Here is a 16,203-nt window from a genome sequence, read left to right on the forward strand (position 1 = left end):
TCAGACGGCGCGCAGCACCGCCACGACCTTGCCGAGCACCGTGGCGTCGTCGCCGAGGATCGGCTCGAACGCGCTGTTGCGGGGGAGCAGCCACACGTGGCCGTCTCGGCGGCGGAACGTCTTCACCGTGGCCTCGCCGTCGAGCATCGCGGCGACGATCTCACCGTTCTCCGCCGTGCCCTGAGAGCGCACCACCACCCAGTCGCCGTCGCAGATGGCGGCGTCGATCATCGACTCCCCTGAGACCTTCAGCATGAACAGGTCGCCCTTGCCGACCAGCTGGCGGGGGAGCGGGAAGATCTCCTCGACCTGCTGCTCCGCCGTGATCGGCACGCCGGCCGCGATCCGGCCCACGAGCGGCACGAGCGCCGCGTCGCCGACCGACGGAGCCGTGTCCGCGGGATTCTCCGTGGACGTGCCGGGAAGATCGATCAGGACCTCCATGGCGCGGGTCTTGCCGGCATCGCGGCGCAGATAGCCGCTGAGCTCGAGCTGGCCGAGCTGATGCGTCACGCTGCTCAGGGACTTGAGGCCCACGGCGTCGCCGATCTCGCGCATGCTCGGCGGATAGCCGTGCCGGGCGATCGAGGTCTGGATGACCTCGAGGATCGCCATCTGCTTCGCACTGAGGCTCTTGCGGCGCCGCGTCCGCGGGGCCTCGGAGCCGGGGGTCGCACCGTCGCTCATGCCATCTCCTTCGTGTGCGTCGTGCCCTCGCGGATCGGTGGGATCGGCATGGATTCGCGGGCGGCGATTCGAATGTCGGTGGTCCGTGATGGGGTCTTGTTATCGAAACCGTATCCGAGATCGGGGCGGAATCGATAGATCTGTTCGAGCGTGTCGGCAAGTCTTCGGAACTGATATTCGAAGAAGGCTTGACAGATGTTCGAACTCGAAAGTAGTTTCGGAACGTAGGTTCGCCTCTCCAGAGGCCCGGATTCGAAGATCCTCATCGGGGGATTCGGATCCGGGGAGGGGCGGACCGACACAGACACTGAGGAGAAGCACCATGAGCAGCATCACCTTCGCCGGTCAGGTTCCCGCCACGCGACTGCGGATCACCGCACGCGGTCGGCGCGTGCTCGCGGCGCTGGTCGCGCTCCCGGTGGCCGGTGCGATCGCGTTCGCGGCGCTGAGCAGCGGATCCGCGCTCGCCTCCGGTGAGCAGACGACGGGCAACACCTTCGCGACCGTCACCGTGCAGCCGGGCGACACCCTGTGGTCGATCGCGGGCGAGATTGCGCCGCACGCCGATCCGCGTGATGTCGTCGCCGAGATCTCCAAGCTGAACCTCGTCGACGGCGGTGTGATCGAGGTCGGACAGCACCTGGCGATCCCGGCGCAGTACGGCTCGGCCGGGCGCTGACAGCAGCCCGGCTTCGGCGTCGCTCAGCAGTCGCGCTTTGGCGTCGCTCAGCAACCGTACTTCGGCGTCGCTCAGCAACCGCGGTCATCTGTGTCCTGGCACACGGCGCAGCCGCCTAGCATGGCAGGGTGACTGTCTCGCTCGACGACTTACCCCTTCGTGACGATCTCCGCGGGTTGCGCCCGTACGGTGCCCCGCAGGCACCGCTGCCTGTGGCGCTGAACGTGAACGAGAACACGCATCCGGTGCCGGAGCAGGTGGCGAGCGACATCCTCGATGACATCGCGGTGGCGCTGCGTGACGTCAACCGCTACCCGGATCGGGAGTTCACCGCGCTCCGCGAGGGGTTCGCAGGTTACCTCGGTCATGATCTCACCGCCGCGAACATCTGGGCCGGCAACGGATCGAACGAGGTCCTGCAGCACATCCTGCAGGCCTTCGCCGGTCCGGGGCGCACCGTGTTCGGGTTCGCACCGACCTATTCGATGTATCCGCTGCTCACCCAGGGCACCGGAGCGGCATGGATCGCCGGCACCCGGCACCCGGACTACGAGCTCACCGTCGACGAAGCGGTGGCGCAGGTCGTGGAGCACGATCCGGACGTGATCCTGCTGTGCGCGCCGAACAACCCGACGGGCACGCCGCTCCCGCTCGACGTGATCGAAGCGGTCTACGAGGCGGCGCGCGGCATCGTGATCGTGGATGAGGCGTACCAGGAGTTCGCCCCGAAGGATTCGCCGTCCGCGTTGACGTTGCTGCAGGGGCGACCGCGGCTCGCCGTCTCTCGCACGATGAGCAAGGCGTTCGCCTTCGCGGGGGCGCGGGTCGGCTACCTCGCCGCCGATCCGGCCTTCATCGATGCGCTGCGCCTGGTGCGCCTGCCGTACCACCTGAGCGCCCTCACCCAGGCGGCGGCGATCGCGGCGCTGCGCAACGCGCCCATCATGCTCGCCATGGTCGACGAGATCGTCGCGCAGCGGGATCGGATCTCCGCCACGCTCGAGGCCCTCGGCTACACGCCGCACCCGTCATGGTCGAACTTCGTGCTGTTCGGGGGTGTCGCCGATCCGGCGGCGACCTGGCGCGCCCTGTACGACCAGGGTGTGCTGATCCGCGACGTCGGCATCCCGAATCACCTGCGCGTCACGGCCGGCACGGAGGCCGAGACCACCGCGTTCCTGGACGCCCTCGCCTCGATAGGATCGGCCTCATGACCGCTGAGACCCCCGCTGCGGCCCGGACCACGCGCCGTACCCGCTCCACGTCCGAGTCGACGATCGAGCTCGAGATCGACCTCGACGGCACCGGTCAGAGCCGCATCGACACCTCGGTCCCGTTCTTCGACCACCTGCTGACCGCGTTCGCGAAGCACTCGCTGACGGATCTGACGGTCCGGGCTTCCGGCGACACCCACATCGATGCGCATCACACCGTGGAAGACGTGGCGATCGTGCTCGGCCAGGCGATTCGCGAGGCTCTGGGGGACAAGAGCGGCATCTCCCGCTATGGTGACGCGCTCGTCCCGCTGGACGAGGCCCTCGTGCAGGCGGTCGTCGACATCTCGGGTCGCCCCTACCTCGTGCACGAGGGCGAGCCGGCCGGCTACGAGCACCACCTCATCGGCGGCCACTTCACCGGATCCCTGGTGCGCCACGTTTTCGAGGCGATCGCGTACAACGCCGCCCTGACGGTGCATGTGCGCGTGATCAGCGGACGCGATCCGCACCACATCGCCGAGGCCGAGTTCAAGGCCTTCGCGCGCGCTTTCCGTCAGGCCAAGGCGCTGGACCCCCTGGTGGTCGGCGTGCCCTCCACCAAGGGCGCACTGTGAGCGAGCGCGCGGAGGGCCGCCGTCCGACCGTCGCGGTCTTCGACTACGGATCCGGCAACGTGCACTCGGCCGTGAAAGCGCTGATCCGCGCTGGCGCGGACGCGGAGCTGACCGGTGACCGGACCGCGGCGCTCGAGGCCGACGGACTCGTCGTCCCGGGCGTGGGCGCGTTCGCGGCCGTTCGCGAGGCGCTTGCCGCGCATGGCGGCGACGAGATCATCGAGCGGCGCCTGGCGGGCGGCCGTCCGGTGCTGGGCATCTGCGTCGGCATGCAGGTGCTGTTCGCCGGCGGAGTCGAGCGCGGCGCCGAGGTCGACGGGCTCGGCGAGTGGCCCGGCATCGTGACGGAGCTCGACGCGCCGGTGCTGCCGCACATGGGGTGGAACACCGTCGAGCCGGATCCGGGCAGCGTGCTGTTCCGCGGGATCGAGCAGGAGCGCTTCTACTTCGTGCACTCCTTCGCCGCGCAGACGTGGGAACTCGAGGTCATGCCGCCGTTCCCGCAGCCGCATCTCACATGGGCCGAGCACGGCTCGCGCTTCCTCGCCGCGGTCGAGAACGGCCCGCTCTCGGCAACCCAGTTCCACCCGGAGAAGTCCGGCGAGGCCGGCATCCAGCTGCTGCGCAACTGGATCTCCACACTCTGATCCGTCCGCGGAGTGTGACAGCCGGGGATTGGTGCCCCGCGTGCACCCGGACTACTCTCTTCTCTTGCCGCGCCCGAAGCGCGCGGCACATCGTGACCCGAAGGACGACATGAACGAGTTCGCACAGTCCCCCTCTCTGACCCTCCTCCCGGCGGTGGACGTCGCCGGCGGGCAGGCCGTGCGCCTGACCCAGGGTGAGGCCGGAAGCGAGACCAGCTACGGCGATCCGCTCGACGCGGCAGCCGAGTGGGTGGACCAGGGGGCGGAGTGGATCCACCTCGTCGACCTCGACGCCGCGTTCGGTCGCGGCAGCAACACGGCGATCCTGCGTCGCGTGATCAAGCAGTTCCGCAGCGTGAACGTCGAGCTGTCCGGCGGGATCCGCGACGACGCGAGCCTCGAGGCCGCGTTGGAGTCGGGTGCCACTCGCATCAACCTCGGCACGGCCGCGCTGGAGAACCCCGAGTGGGCCGCTGATGTCATCGCACGCTACGGCGACGCCGTGGCGGTCGGCCTCGACGTGCGTGGCACGACTCTGGCCGCCCGTGGCTGGACCAAGGAGGGCGGAGACCTCTGGACCGTCCTCGACCGTCTCGAGGACGCCGGATGCAGCCGCTACGTCGTCACCGACGTCACCAAGGACGGCACGCTCAAGGGCCCGAACCTCGAGCTGCTCCGCGAGATCACCGCGCGCACCCCGAAGCCCGTGGTGGCGTCCGGCGGCATCGCGAACCTCGATGACATCGCGGCGCTCCGCGACCTCGTGCCGCTCGGCGTCGAGGGCGCGATCGTCGGCAAGGCGCTGTACGCCGGCGCGTTCACCCTGGCCGAGGCGCTGGATGTCGCCGGATCCTGAGCGCGCCGCGTCCGGCGCGTCCGGATGCGATCATGATCACGACCACGGCTCGCACGCCAACACCGGCGACTCGGCCGGTGTGCCGTGGGCGGGGCGCTCGTTCGAGGAGAACACCCGCGCCGGCGATGACGGCTCAGCCGACCCGGCCCTGTGGGATGCCCTCGCGCGGTTCCGCGCCGGCTCCGGTTCGCAGGCCGAGGTCGTGGCCGCGTTCCGCACCGCGCGCGTGCTCGTGCCGCTCGTCGCTGAGAAGGGTGACGAGGGGGTCGCGCCGTCCGGCCTGACGGTGGACAAGACCCAGGAGCTCTCGCTCGTCACCGTCGCCGCGCCCGACGGGCGCACCGTGCAGCCGGCGTTCACGAGCGTCGACACGATGCGCGCCTGGGATCCGATCGCGCGCCCCATCCCGGTGGAGGCGGCGCGCGTGGCGCTGTCCGCCTCTTCGGGGGATGCCGAGCTCATCGTGCTTGACCCCGGGTCCGAGACCGAGTTCGTGCTGCGCCGCCCTGCGGTGTGGGCGGTCGCGCAGGGGCTGAGCTGGGAGCCGAGCTTCCTCTCACCGGAGGTCTATGCGGGCCTTCTGGAGAGCGTCGGCAGCGAGCTCGCCGTGATCGACGTGGCGGTCTCCGCCGGCGATCCGGATGCGCGCCTGCGCGGACCGGAGCTCGTCGTCACGCTCGAGCTCGTCGAGGGGCTGGACCGGGAGACGCTCGACGCGGTGCTCGCGCGCCTCGCGCAGCGCTGGGCCGCCGACGATCGCATCGCCGTGCTCGTCGACTCGCTGACCGTGAAGCTGCGCGCGAGCGTCTGAACCTGACTCTTCCGCCGGGGCGACGCGCGGTCTAGAGTCGCGGCATGCCGGACTCCGCACCGCTTCTCCTGCAGCACCTCGACGGCATGTACGCGATCCAGGCGCTCGCGGTGGGGGAGCGTTCGGGGGCGTTGGCGGCTCTGCTCGATGGCCCGGGAGACGCCGCCGGGATCGCGGAGCGCGCGGGACTCGACGAGCGCAATGTGGCGCAGTGGCTGCGCTGCATGCACGCGGCGGGCTATGCCCGGCATGACGCCGGGGTGTTCCGGATCGACCCCGAGACCGCGACCACGTTCGGCGACGACTTCGCGATCGACGCGCGCGGCATCCTCGACTTCGTCTATGCGATCTCCGGCGACCTCGTCCGGCGGATCCCCGAGGCGATGCGTGCGGGCGCGGGCGTCGCGCCCACTGCGTTCACAGGGCTCGGCGCCGCGGCCAGCCGCATCAACAGTCGGCTCTACCGGGCCGCCCTCGTCGACGAGTGGATCGCGAGCGATCCCGCGCTGCGGGCGCGGCTGGAGACCGGCGCGGCCGTCGCCGACATCGCCTGCGGTGACGGCGACGCGGCGGCGCAGCTGGCCCGTGCCTTCCCGCGCAGCCGCGTCATCGGCGTCGATCCCGACGCGGCGCCCCGCAGCGATGTGGCGAATCTGGAGCTGTACGCCGAGACGGCGGAGCACCTCGGCGCCCATGGCTCCTTCGCGCTCATCACGTGCCTGGACGCACTGCACCACCTGGGCGACCCGGTCGCCGCCGTGCGGCAGGCCGCCGACGCACTGGACGAGGACGGCGTGCTGCTCATCGCGGAGACCTCGATGACGGGCGACATCGATCGTGATGCGGCCGCCGATCCCTTCGCCCTATTCACCCACACGGCGGGGCTGTTCTACTGCATGCAGGACAGCCTGGCCGGAGGTGGGGACGGGGCCACGCCGTCGCTCGGCCTCGGCTGGGTCGACGATGCGCTCGCGGCGGCCGGGCTCGGCCACGTCGACGTCCTCGAGTCGGAGACGGGATTCCGGGTCTTCCTGGCCCGTCGTCCGCGGGAAGGCGTCGTCAGTTGACGGGGCCGGTCCACTTCTCTCCCGGACCCTGACCGATCGGATCCGCGATGACGGACGCCTCGCGGAAGGCCAGCTGGACCGAGCGCAGACCGTCGCGCAGCGATCGCGCGTGCATGTCGCTGATCTCGGGGGCGGCGGCCGTGATGAGGCCGGCCAGGGCGTTGATGAGCTTGCGCGCCTCGTCCAGGTCCTTCTGCGTCTCGGGGTCGTCGGCCAGGCCCACCTTGACCGCGGCGGCGCTGAGCAGGTGCACGGCGGCGGTGGTGATCACCTCGACGGCGGCGACGTCGGCGATGTCGCGTGCGGCACCGGCAGCGGTGTCGTCGATCGCGGGGGACGAGGGGGAGACGTGCTCGTGGCCGTCGGGCGCGGGAGTGCTCACTGTGCCGGCTTTCCGAAGGTCTTGCCTTCTGATAGACTCTTGCGGGCTCCGGGACTCAGGTCCCGGCACGAAAGAGGATTCACTTCCCACCCGCGCTTGCCGCTCAAGGCTACCGGGTCCAGCACTCCGCCGATTCACATCGGTAGCCGCCGTGCAGCGACAGCTGTGCGGCGGGTCAGGGTGCCGCCGGCGTCTGACTGCCGGCGGGTGGGACGATTCCGATTTCGCCCGTGATCCGTCCGGATCACGGTGGCCGAAACCATCGTCTAAGGAGTCCGCATCAGCGATCCCCGCACCAATGAGCGCATCCGCGTCCCCGAGGTCCGCCTCGTCGGCCCCGCGGGTGAGCAGATCGGCGTCGTCCGTATCGAGGCGGCGCTGCGTCTTGCGCAGGAAGCCGACCTCGATCTCGTCGAGGTCGCCCCGAACTCGAAGCCTCCCGTGGTCAAGATCATGGACTACGGCAAGTTCAAGTACGAGGCCGCGCAGAAGGCGAAGGAAGCTCGCCGCAATCAGGCGAACACGATCCTGAAGGAGGTGCGCTTCCGTCTGAAGATCGAGGCGCACGACTACACGACGAAGCTCAAGCGCGCCGAGGGCTTCCTCAAGGCGGGCGACAAGGTGAAGGCGATGATCCTGTTCCGCGGCCGGGAGCAGTCCCGTCCCGAGCAGGGCGTGCGGCTTCTCCGCAAGTTCGCCGAGGATGTGGCCGAGTTCGGCACGGTGGAGTCCAACCCCACCATCGACGGACGCAACATGGTCATGGTCGTCGCCCCGCTGAAGAACAAGTCCGAGGCGAAGGCCGAGCAGAACGCTGTGCGCGACGCGCAGCGCGCTGCCAACAAGCAGGCCGCCCGCGATGCCAAGGCACCCGGAGCGTCCGCCGCTCCGGCCGCCCCGGCTGAGTGATCCCCGGATCCGACAGCCGCACACAGACCTCCCGCACTGCGCGGGCAGAACCCTGTCGCCCAGCTGGGCGCCATACGAAGGAAGAGAAGATGCCGAAGCAGAAGACCCACTCGGGTGCCAAGAAGCGCTTCAAGATCACCGGCAGCGGAAAGCTGAAGAAGCAGCAGGCCGGGATGCGCCACAACCTCGAGCTGAAGTCGAGCCGTCGCACCCGTCGCCTCAACCAGGACCAGGTGCTGTCGAAGGCAGACGCCAAGGTCGCCAAGAAGCTCCTCGGCCGCTGACGCCGATCGCACGATAGGAATACACGAAAATGGCTAGAGTCAAGCGCGCCGTCAACGCTCAGAAGAAGCGCCGCGTCATCCTCGAGCGCGCCTCGGGTTACCGTGGCCAGCGCTCGCGCCTGTACCGCAAGGCGAAGGAGCAGGTCACCCACTCCCTCGTCTACGCGTACCGCGACCGTCGCAAGCGCAAGGGCGACTTCCGTCGTCTGTGGATCCAGCGCATCAACGCCGCTGCCCGCCAGAACGGCATCACGTACAACCGCTTCATCCAGGGCCTCGGTCTCGCCGGCGTCCAGGTCGACCGCCGCATGCTCGCCGAGCTCGCCGTGAACGAGCCGGCGACGTTCGCCGCGCTGGTCGAGACGGCCCGCAAGGCTCTGCCGGCGGACGTCAACGCGCCCAAGTCGGCTGCGTAAGCACCTGATCAACGAAGGGGCGCCGTCCGTGAGGGCGGCGCCCCTTCGGTGTCCCTAGACTGTGATCGTGCTGGAGAATCCCCGATCCCCGCGCGTGCGCGCCGTGGCCAAGCTCACCAAGCGCAGCGCCCGCACCGAGACGGGCCTGTTCCTGCTGGAGGGCCCGCAGGCGGTGCGCGAGGCGCTGTCCTATCGACCGGAGGCCATCGTCGAGCTCTTCGCGACGCCCTCCGCATGGGACAAGCACGGCGATCTGCGCCAGGCCGCGACCGCCGCGGACGTGCGCTTCGAGTACGTGACGGAGTTCGTGCTCGCGGCGATGGCCGACACCGTCACGCCTCAGGGCGTGGTCGCCGTGGCCCGGCAGACGCCCACGTCGGTGCGCGATATCTTCGCCGCCGCACCGCGCCTCGTGGCGATCTGCGAGGAGGTGCGCGACCCCGGCAACCTCGGCACCATCATCCGCGCCGCCGACGCGACCGGTGCTGATGCGGTCGTGCTGACCGGGCGCACGGTCGATCTGTACAACCCGAAGGTGGTCCGCTCCACCACGGGGTCGCTCTTCCATCTGCCGGTCTCGGTCGGCGGAGAACTCCCGGACGTCATCGAGCGGGCGCACGCCGCGGGCCTGCAGGTCGTCGCGGCGGACGTGAAGGGCGACGACCTGCTCGCGGCCCGCGCGGAGGGCGTGCTCGCCCGGCCCACGGCGTGGTTGTTCGGCAATGAGGCGCATGGGCTGGAGGAGCCCGCGCTGGAACTGGCCGATCGGGCGCTCCGGCTGCCGATCTTCGGCCGGGCCGAGTCGCTGAACCTCGCCACCGCCGCCAGTGTGTGCCTGTACGAGAGTGCGTTCGCCCAGCGCGCCTGAGTATGAAGATCCTCATCGTCGAAGACGACGAACGCGTGGCAGACGCCCTCGCCGGGTTCCTCGGCCGCGCCGGTTACGCGGTCGAGCGTGCGGGAGACGGACGGGGCGCTCTCGAGATGCTCGGCACCGACACGGAAGCCGTGATCCTCGACCTCGGTCTTCCGGACATCGACGGCATCGAGCTCTGCCGCCGGATCCGCGCCGTGAGCGGCGTCCCCATCCTCATCGCCACGGCGCGCAGCCAGGTGCACGAGCGGATCCGCGGGCTGCGCGCCGGGGCCGACGACTTCCTGGTCAAGCCCTACGACGTGCAGGAGCTGCTCGCCCGCATCGAGGCGGTCACCCGCCGCAGTCATGCGATCGCCGGCGAGGTCGGGCCCGTCGGCATCGACATCGACGGGGTGCGGATCGATCTCGTCGCGCGCCGGGTGCTGGTGGACGGCGAGGCGGTGGAGCTGACCCGCAAGGAGTTCGACATCGTCGCGGTGCTGGCCCGGTATCCGGGAGTCGCCGTGCCGCGCGAGAGGCTCATCCGCGAGGTGTGGAACACGGACTGGCAGAGCTTCGCCCGCTCGCTCGAGGTGCACGTCGCCTCGATCCGCCGCAAGCTCGGACGGCCGGCGCTGATCGAGACGGTCCGCGGCGTGGGCTACCGGCTGACGGGGCTGTGACCGGTGCGCAAGCGCCTGTTCGTCGTGTTCCTGGTGCCGCTCGCGGCGGTGCTGGTGCTGCTCGGGGGCGCCTACGGCTGGGCGACCTCGCGCAGCGTGCAGCAGGGCTTCTATACGCAGCAGGTCGGCGACATCGGCACGTTCGTGACGAGCGCGCGCCAGGCGCTGCTGTCCGGCAGCGCCGAGGTGCTGGACGGCGAGCTGCAGCGCTATCACGATCTGTACGGCACGCGCGTGCTGGTGGTCGACCGGTCGGGACGCCCCTGGTCTCCGCAGCAGGGCGATGCCCCGGTGCTGGACGACGCGACCGCGAACAAGGTGCAGCTGGCGCTGTCCGGGCGGCGCAGCGACCTGCCGGAGCCCGTCGTGCTCCCGTGGCAGTTCGCCGAGCAGTCCCTCGTGGAGCCGATCTTCGATCAGGGCGACGTCATCGGAGCCGTGATCATGTCCGCGAGCGTCGAGGCGCCCCGCGCCGAGATCGTGCGGCAGTGGATCCTGCTCGGCATCGTCAGCGCGATCGCGATCGGGGTCGGACTGCTCGTGGTGCTGGGGCTCGCGCGCTGGGTGCTCAAGCCGGTGCACCGCGTGGACGAGGCGATGGAGGCGATCGAGCGCGGTGACATGGAGGCGCGGATCGCCGACGACACCGGCCCCCCGGAGCTGCACCGGATGATCCTGCTCTTCAACCGGATGGCGGAGGAGATCGAGCACGTGGTGTCGCGTCAGCAGGAGTTCGCTCTCAATGCGTCGCACGAGCTGCGCAATCCGCTGAGCGCGCTGCTGCTGCGTGTGGAGTCACTCGCGACGGGCCTGGATCGCGGCTGGGACGGCGAGGTCGAGGCGACACGGGAGGAGGGGCGGCGGATGACCAGGATCCTGGACACGCTGCTCTCCTTCGCGCGCGGATCGGATCCCGCGCCGCTGCAGGATGCGGTCGATCTCGCCGACCTCGCCGCACGCCGGGTGGCGGCCTGGCAGGACGCGGCGGCGCTGAAGGGCGTCGCGCTCGCTCTGCACGCTGACGCGCCAGTGCGCTCCAGCACGGATGAGACCATCGCCGAGAGCGCGCTGGACGCCGTCATCGACAACGCCGTGAAATTCTCGCCGGCGGGCACGGTGGTCGAGGTGACGGTGACGCGCGCGGAGACCGGCTGCGAGCTCTCGGTACGCGATCATGGTCCGGGTCTCCCGGAGGACGAACTCGCGCACGCGACCGACCGGCACTGGCGCAGCGATCGGACGCGCGCGATCCCCGGCACGGGCCTGGGACTCGCGATCGCCACGGACCTGCTGGCCACGGTCGACGCCGGGGTGCGCGTGGAGGCGGCGGACGGCGGCGGACTCCGCGTGGTCCTGGTGCTCCCCGCCGCGGAGGCGCGATGACGGCGCGGATCTGCCCGGAGCGGATCCCGCCGGCGAGGCAGAGCGGACGGAGGGGGAAGTCTCGGCGCGGCATCGCGCGGGTGCTGCTCGCGCTCCTGCTGTGCGTGCTGAGCGTTTCGGGGCTGGCGTCCTGCGCCCCGCAGGACCGGAGCTGGGCGGAGGCGCCGCAGGCGATCGCGGGCGGCGGGGCGACCGGCGTCTACTACGCCTACGGCCAGCAGTTCGCCGAGGCGCTCGCCACCCGCCTCGGCGCCCGGTTCACGGCTCAGCAGACCAACGGATCCGTCGACAACCTCGAGCGGGTAGGTTCCGGTCGGGCGGTGCTGGGCTTCGCGCAGGGCGACGCGGTCGCGGATGCGGTGGCCGGCACGGGAGCGTTCGACGAGGCGATCCCGATCGTCGCCGTCGCTCGACTGTATGACGAGTATGTGCACATCGTGGTCCGGGACGGATCCGACGTGCACGACCTGCGCGATCTCGCGGGGCGCACGGTCTCCCTCGGCGCGCGCGGATCGGGTGTGGAGCTCGTCGCCCGTCGCGTGCTCGCCGCCGCCGATGTGGACGTCGCCGCGATGCGCAATCCGGAGTTGGGCCTGGAGGGGTCGATCGCGGCCCTGCGCAAGGGCGAGATCGACGCGTTCTTCTGGGTGGGCGGCCTGCCGACGCCGGGGATCGCGGCGCTCGCCGCCGACACTCCGATCCGGTTGCTGTCGATTCCGCCGGCCGTCGTCGACGCCGTCAACGCGGCGCACGCCGGAGCCTATCGGCAGGCCGACTTCCCGATCGGCGGCTACGGCATCGACAGTTCGACCGTGACGATGACCGTGCCGAACTACCTGGTCGCCCGCGCCGACGCGCCCGAGGGGCTGATCCACGACGCGACCGCGGTGCTGTTCGATGAGCGGGCGACGATCGCGCGGGGTGCACCGGCGGCGGCGCTGCTCGATCGCCGGCAGGCGATCTTCACCGACCCGATCCCGCTGCACGCCGGCGCGGCACGGTACTACCGGGAGACGCACGGCTGACGGTCGAGCGGTTCCGAAGGCTGCGGAGCCCGTCGAGGTATCTGCACTCGCCTCAAGAAAGGCTCAAGGAATCCCACCGCGCACCACGCGCTCAATAGTGTCTGGGGGTCGGAGCCCTGCGGCTCCGGCGCCAGCCCGAACATCCGGCCATTCGATTCGATGGAGAGTCAGCCATGACCGACGCCACCCCTGCCACTACGCGTCCCGATTCTGCCGCTGCGCTGGTGGGTGCCCCTCTCGTCGTCGTTCAGAACGTGCAGAAGCACTACGGCGACTTCCAGGCACTGACCGACATCGACCTCACCGTGCACAAGGGCGAGGTGGTCGTGATCATCGGCCCATCCGGGTCCGGAAAGTCCACGCTCTGCCGCACGATCAACCGCCTGGAGACGATCACCTCCGGCTCGATCACGATCGACGGCAAGGAGCTGCCGGCGGAGGGCAAGGGCCTGGCGCAGCTGCGCGCGGACGTCGGCATGGTGTTCCAGTCGTTCAACCTGTTCGCGCATCTGACGATCCTCGAGAATGTCACGCTGGGCCCGATCAAGGTGCGCGGTCTCAAGAAGGCCGACGCCGAGAAGGAGGCCATGCAGCTGCTCGAGCGCGTGGGCGTGGCCAAACAGGCCTCCAAGCTTCCCGCCCAGCTCTCCGGAGGACAGCAGCAGCGCGTCGCGATCGCCCGCGCCCTGGCGATGCACCCCAAGGTGATGCTCTTCGATGAGCCCACCAGCGCCCTGGATCCGGAGATGATCACCGAGGTCCTCGACGTGATGATCGAACTCGCCGCGAGCGGCATGACCATGATCGTGGTCACACACGAGATGGGGTTCGCCCGCAAGGCGGCGAACCGCGTCGTGTTCATGGCCGACGGACGGATCCTCGAGGAGGCCGAGCCCGAGCAGTTCTTCACGCATCCGCAGTCCGACCGGGCCAAGGACTTCCTGTCCAAGCTGCTCACCCACTGACCTGATCCCCGCACCACAGCACCTGCACCGAAGGAGAAGCACATGCGAAAGTCACGGATCCTCACCGGCATCGGCATCGCCGCCGTCGCCCTGATCGCCCTCACCGGCTGCAACAGCGGCAGCCCGACCAGTCCCGGATCCACCGGCGAGGGCGTGAGCCCGACGAGCGACAAGCCGCTGTTCGAGGTCGCCAAGGACGTCAAGCTCGAAGGCAGCCCGACGTTCGACCGGATCACCAAGAACGGCAAGATCACCATCGGCGTCAAGGAGGACCAGCCCGGTCTCGGCTACAAGGACGCGACGACGGGCGAGCGCACCGGGTTCGACATCGACATCGCCCGCTGGATCGCGGCCTCGCTCGGCTACGGCGAGGACAAGATCGAGTTCAAGGCCATCCCGTCCGCGAACCGTGAGCAGGCGATCGTGAACGGCGACGTCGACTACTACGTCGGCACCTACTCGATCACCGACAAGCGCAAGGCTGTGATCGACTTCGCCGGCCCCTACTTCGTCACCGGTCAGGGCCTGCTGGTCCGCAAGAGCGAGGACACGATCAAGAGCGAGAAGGATCTGGCCGGCAAGACCGTCTGCTCCGCGACCGGATCCACCCCGCTGCAGAACATCCAGCAGAACTTCCCGGACACCAAGACCGTCGGACTCGACGTCTACTCTGCCTGCGTGGAGCAGCTCATCAACAAGCAGGTCGACGCGGTCACCACTGACCAGGCGATCCTGATCGGCTACGCGGCGCAGGACCCGGAAGAGCTCAAGGTCGTCGGTGAGCCCTTCACGACCGAGAAGTACGGCGTGGGCCTGGCCAAGGGCGACACCGCTTTCCAGACCTTCGTGAACACGATGTTCACCGACGGCGGAGACACCTGGAAGGCGATCTTCGAGAAGAACCTGGGCGCCAGTGGCATGAAGGTCACGCAGCCCGCTGTCGAGAAGTGATTCCGGAGCGGCTGGCGGGCATGCTCCCGCCGGCCGCTTCCTCCGGGTCCTTCTGACGTCTGACGTCTTGACGTCACACCCCCATCCCGAAGTCCTCGAACTCGAAGGAGAGATGCGTGGACGCACTCCTGGGCAACCTCGATCTGTGGGGCCAGGCGACCCTCAACACGGTCCTGCTGTTCCTCGGCGGCGGCGTGCTGGCACTCGTGCTCGGCACCGTCGTCGGCGCGATGCGGGTCTCGCCCGTGCCGATCGCCCGCGGTGTGGGCACCGCGTACGTGAACCTCATCCGCAACACCCCGCTCACGCTGGTCTTCTTCTTCTTCGTGTTCGGATACCCGAAGCTCGACCTCCCGGACATCCCCTCCTTCTGGCTGTGCGTCCTGGCGCTCGGCATCTACACGGCGACCTACGTCGCCGAGGTCCTGCGGGCCGGCATCAACACCGTGCCCGTCGGCCAGGCCGAAGCGGCCCGCGCGATCGGGCTGTCCTTCGGGCAGGTCATGACCCTCGTCATCATGCCGCAGGCCTTCCGCTCGGTCGTGCCGCCCATGATGAGCGTCTTCATCGCCCTCCTGAAGAACACGACGATCGCCGCAGGATTCGCGGTCGCGGAACTCGCCACGCTGCGTGCCACGGTCGCCGACTCCAAAGACCGCCCCGGCACCGTCATGGAGATCCTGCTCTGGGTCGCCGTGGTCTTCATCATCCTGGTGTTCGTGCTGAGCCTGGTGCAGCGGCACTTCGAGAAGAAGTGGAGGATCGTCCGATGAGCGGCGCATCCGTTCTCTACGACGTCCCCGGCCCCAAGGCCGTGCTGCGCAACCGCATCCTCGGTGTCGTGACCGTGCTGGTCGTGCTCGCGGTGATCGGCTTCATCGTGTACCGGTTCGTCGTGACCGGGCAGTTCAGCGCCGCGCGCTGGAACCTGTTCACCTACAGCCTCGTGTGGCAGGGCATGGCGCAGGCGCTCTGGGCGACGGTCAGCGCGTTCCTCGCGGCCGCGGTCGGCAGTCTCATCCTGGGCTTCGTGCTCGCGATCGGCCGCGTCTCGGAGCACGCCTGGGTGCGGGTTCCCGTCACGGTCGTGATCGAGCTGCTCCGCGCCGTGCCGGTGCTGGTCATGATGATGATCTTCTACTACGGCATCAACTCCATCCCGGGCAGCACCTTCCGGATGACGCCGTACGCGGCGGTCGTGATCGGCCTCGTGCTCTACAACGGGTCGGTGCTGGCGGAGGCGCTGCGCGCCGGCATCGAGGCACTGCCGAAGGGACAGAAGGAGGCCGGGTACGCGATCGGGCTCCGCAAGTCCGGCGTGATGGCGTTCATCCTGCTGCCGCAGGCGCTGCGGGCCATGCTCCCGATCATCGTGTCCCAGCTGGTGGTCACCCTGAAGGACACCGCGCTCGGCTTCATCATCACCTACCCCGAACTCATCTACTACGCCAAGTACCTCAGCGGACAGCCGGGCCGGCCGCTGCTGCAGGCGGGGCTCATCGTCGCGGTCATCTACATCTCGATGTGCCTGATCCTCTCCGGGGTCGCGAAGTGGCTCGAGGTGCGCACTCGGCGCTCGCCGAAGGTGAGGGGCTTCACGCCGGACGGCGGCGGCGGCGACCCGCGAATCCACGACGGCAGCACCGTGACCGAGGTCATCGCGTTGCAGCGCGGTGGCGGGAAGTTCGACGGTGGCGCGGGCCCAGGGATCTGATCCCGTGGTGCCGGCGAGCCGTGCTGACTCCGGCGCGCTCAGAGGGAGGGCTGAGCG

Annotated in this window: 21 protein-coding genes; 18 read left to right on the plus strand and 3 right to left on the minus strand. The window is 69.6% G+C overall.

Annotated elements, in window-relative coordinates; genetic code table 11:
* Both lexA and LXM50_RS17945 read right to left on the minus strand, forming a co-directional pair.
* A complete protein-coding gene (gene lexA / locus LXM50_RS17940; RefSeq protein ID WP_233312842.1) occupies nucleotides 1-687 on the minus strand; it encodes a transcriptional repressor LexA in 687 nt (228 codons plus the stop codon).
* On the minus strand, nucleotides 684-953 hold the full coding sequence (locus LXM50_RS17945) for a hypothetical protein (RefSeq protein WP_233312843.1): 270 nt from the start codon (nucleotides 951-953) through the stop codon (nucleotides 684-686). The genes lexA and LXM50_RS17945 overlap by 4 nt, the downstream gene beginning before the upstream one ends.
* Nucleotides 954-1,009: 56 nt before the next feature.
* Between LXM50_RS17945 and LXM50_RS17950 the strand changes: the two genes are divergently transcribed.
* The 7 genes from LXM50_RS17950 (at nucleotide 1,010) to LXM50_RS17980 (ending at nucleotide 6,578) form a co-directional block, all read left to right on the plus strand.
* Nucleotides 1,010-1,366, plus strand: coding sequence for a LysM peptidoglycan-binding domain-containing protein (locus LXM50_RS17950; protein WP_233312844.1), 357 nt, complete (start codon nucleotides 1,010-1,012; stop codon nucleotides 1,364-1,366).
* 128 nt (nucleotides 1,367-1,494) lie between these two features.
* Nucleotides 1,495-2,580: a histidinol-phosphate transaminase gene (locus LXM50_RS17955; RefSeq protein WP_233312845.1), complete on the plus strand. Its 1,086-nt coding sequence runs from the start codon at nucleotides 1,495-1,497 to the stop codon at nucleotides 2,578-2,580.
* Nucleotides 2,577-3,197, plus strand: coding sequence for an imidazoleglycerol-phosphate dehydratase HisB (hisB, locus tag LXM50_RS17960; RefSeq protein WP_233312846.1), 621 nt, complete (start codon nucleotides 2,577-2,579; stop codon nucleotides 3,195-3,197). The genes LXM50_RS17955 and hisB overlap by 4 nt, the downstream gene beginning before the upstream one ends.
* Nucleotides 3,194-3,844 carry an imidazole glycerol phosphate synthase subunit HisH gene (hisH, locus tag LXM50_RS17965; RefSeq protein ID WP_233312847.1) on the plus strand — a complete coding sequence of 217 codons (651 nt, stop codon included), beginning with the start codon at nucleotides 3,194-3,196 and terminating at the stop codon, nucleotides 3,842-3,844. Before hisB ends, hisH begins: the two co-directional genes overlap by 4 nt.
* A gap of 109 nt (nucleotides 3,845-3,953) precedes the next feature.
* The gene (priA, locus tag LXM50_RS17970) at nucleotides 3,954-4,700 is read left to right on the plus strand and encodes a bifunctional 1-(5-phosphoribosyl)-5-((5-phosphoribosylamino)methylideneamino)imidazole-4-carboxamide isomerase/phosphoribosylanthranilate isomerase PriA (protein WP_233312848.1); all 747 of its coding nucleotides are present in this window, start codon (nucleotides 3,954-3,956) and stop codon (nucleotides 4,698-4,700) included.
* Nucleotides 4,684-5,511 carry an SseB family protein gene (locus LXM50_RS17975; protein ID WP_233312849.1) on the plus strand — a complete coding sequence of 276 codons (828 nt, stop codon included), beginning with the start codon at nucleotides 4,684-4,686 and terminating at the stop codon, nucleotides 5,509-5,511. The genes priA and LXM50_RS17975 overlap by 17 nt, the downstream gene beginning before the upstream one ends.
* 44 nt (nucleotides 5,512-5,555) lie before the next feature.
* Entirely contained in the window at nucleotides 5,556-6,578 is a 1,023-nt protein-coding gene (locus tag LXM50_RS17980; RefSeq protein ID WP_233312850.1) for a trans-aconitate 2-methyltransferase, read from the plus strand.
* On the opposite strand, the gene LXM50_RS17985 is transcribed toward LXM50_RS17980, so the two are convergent.
* A complete protein-coding gene (locus LXM50_RS17985; protein WP_233312873.1) occupies nucleotides 6,571-6,906 on the minus strand; it encodes a DUF1844 domain-containing protein in 336 nt (111 codons plus the stop codon). The genes LXM50_RS17980 and LXM50_RS17985 overlap by 8 nt on opposite strands.
* Nucleotides 6,907-7,266: 360 nt before the next feature.
* Here LXM50_RS17985 and infC point away from each other — a divergent pair, with 360 nt between their 5' ends.
* The 11 genes from infC (at nucleotide 7,267) to LXM50_RS18040 (ending at nucleotide 16,146) form a co-directional block, all read left to right on the plus strand.
* Nucleotides 7,267-7,869, plus strand: a complete 603-nt coding sequence (infC, locus tag LXM50_RS17990; protein WP_374107848.1) for a translation initiation factor IF-3 — start codon at nucleotides 7,267-7,269, stop codon at nucleotides 7,867-7,869.
* Between the two features lie 89 nt (nucleotides 7,870-7,958).
* A complete protein-coding gene (gene rpmI / locus LXM50_RS17995) occupies nucleotides 7,959-8,153 on the plus strand; it encodes a 50S ribosomal protein L35 (RefSeq protein WP_182253581.1) in 195 nt (64 codons plus the stop codon).
* A 29-nt stretch (nucleotides 8,154-8,182) separates the two neighbouring features.
* Nucleotides 8,183-8,569 (plus strand): 50S ribosomal protein L20, encoded by a 387-nt coding sequence (rplT, locus tag LXM50_RS18000; protein ID WP_045249837.1) that lies wholly within the window; start codon nucleotides 8,183-8,185, stop codon nucleotides 8,567-8,569.
* Between the two features lie 67 nt (nucleotides 8,570-8,636).
* On the plus strand, nucleotides 8,637-9,437 hold the full coding sequence (locus tag LXM50_RS18005; RefSeq protein WP_233312851.1) for an RNA methyltransferase: 801 nt from the start codon (nucleotides 8,637-8,639) through the stop codon (nucleotides 9,435-9,437).
* Nucleotides 9,438-9,439: 2 nt separating this feature from the next.
* Nucleotides 9,440-10,108: a response regulator transcription factor gene (locus LXM50_RS18010; RefSeq protein ID WP_233312852.1), complete on the plus strand. Its 669-nt coding sequence runs from the start codon at nucleotides 9,440-9,442 to the stop codon at nucleotides 10,106-10,108.
* Between the two features lie 3 nt (nucleotides 10,109-10,111).
* The gene (locus tag LXM50_RS18015) at nucleotides 10,112-11,491 is read left to right on the plus strand and encodes a HAMP domain-containing sensor histidine kinase (RefSeq protein WP_233312853.1); all 1,380 of its coding nucleotides are present in this window, start codon (nucleotides 10,112-10,114) and stop codon (nucleotides 11,489-11,491) included.
* Nucleotides 11,488-12,516: a TAXI family TRAP transporter solute-binding subunit gene (locus LXM50_RS18020; RefSeq protein ID WP_233312854.1), complete on the plus strand. Its 1,029-nt coding sequence runs from the start codon at nucleotides 11,488-11,490 to the stop codon at nucleotides 12,514-12,516. Before LXM50_RS18015 ends, LXM50_RS18020 begins: the two co-directional genes overlap by 4 nt.
* Before the next feature lie 173 nt (nucleotides 12,517-12,689).
* The gene (locus LXM50_RS18025) at nucleotides 12,690-13,481 is read left to right on the plus strand and encodes an amino acid ABC transporter ATP-binding protein (RefSeq protein ID WP_233312855.1); all 792 of its coding nucleotides are present in this window, start codon (nucleotides 12,690-12,692) and stop codon (nucleotides 13,479-13,481) included.
* 42 nt (nucleotides 13,482-13,523) lie between these two features.
* Nucleotides 13,524-14,432 carry a glutamate ABC transporter substrate-binding protein gene (locus tag LXM50_RS18030; RefSeq protein WP_233312856.1) on the plus strand — a complete coding sequence of 303 codons (909 nt, stop codon included), beginning with the start codon at nucleotides 13,524-13,526 and terminating at the stop codon, nucleotides 14,430-14,432.
* A gap of 116 nt (nucleotides 14,433-14,548) precedes the next feature.
* Nucleotides 14,549-15,205, plus strand: coding sequence for an amino acid ABC transporter permease (locus LXM50_RS18035; RefSeq protein ID WP_233312857.1), 657 nt, complete (start codon nucleotides 14,549-14,551; stop codon nucleotides 15,203-15,205).
* Nucleotides 15,202-16,146, plus strand: coding sequence for an amino acid ABC transporter permease (locus LXM50_RS18040; RefSeq protein ID WP_233312858.1), 945 nt, complete (start codon nucleotides 15,202-15,204; stop codon nucleotides 16,144-16,146). Before LXM50_RS18035 ends, LXM50_RS18040 begins: the two co-directional genes overlap by 4 nt.
* Nucleotides 16,147-16,203: the final 57 nt, after the last annotated feature.

This window comes from Microbacterium sp. Au-Mic1, assembly GCF_021341785.1.
GTDB lineage: Bacteria > Actinomycetota > Actinomycetes > Actinomycetales > Microbacteriaceae > Microbacterium.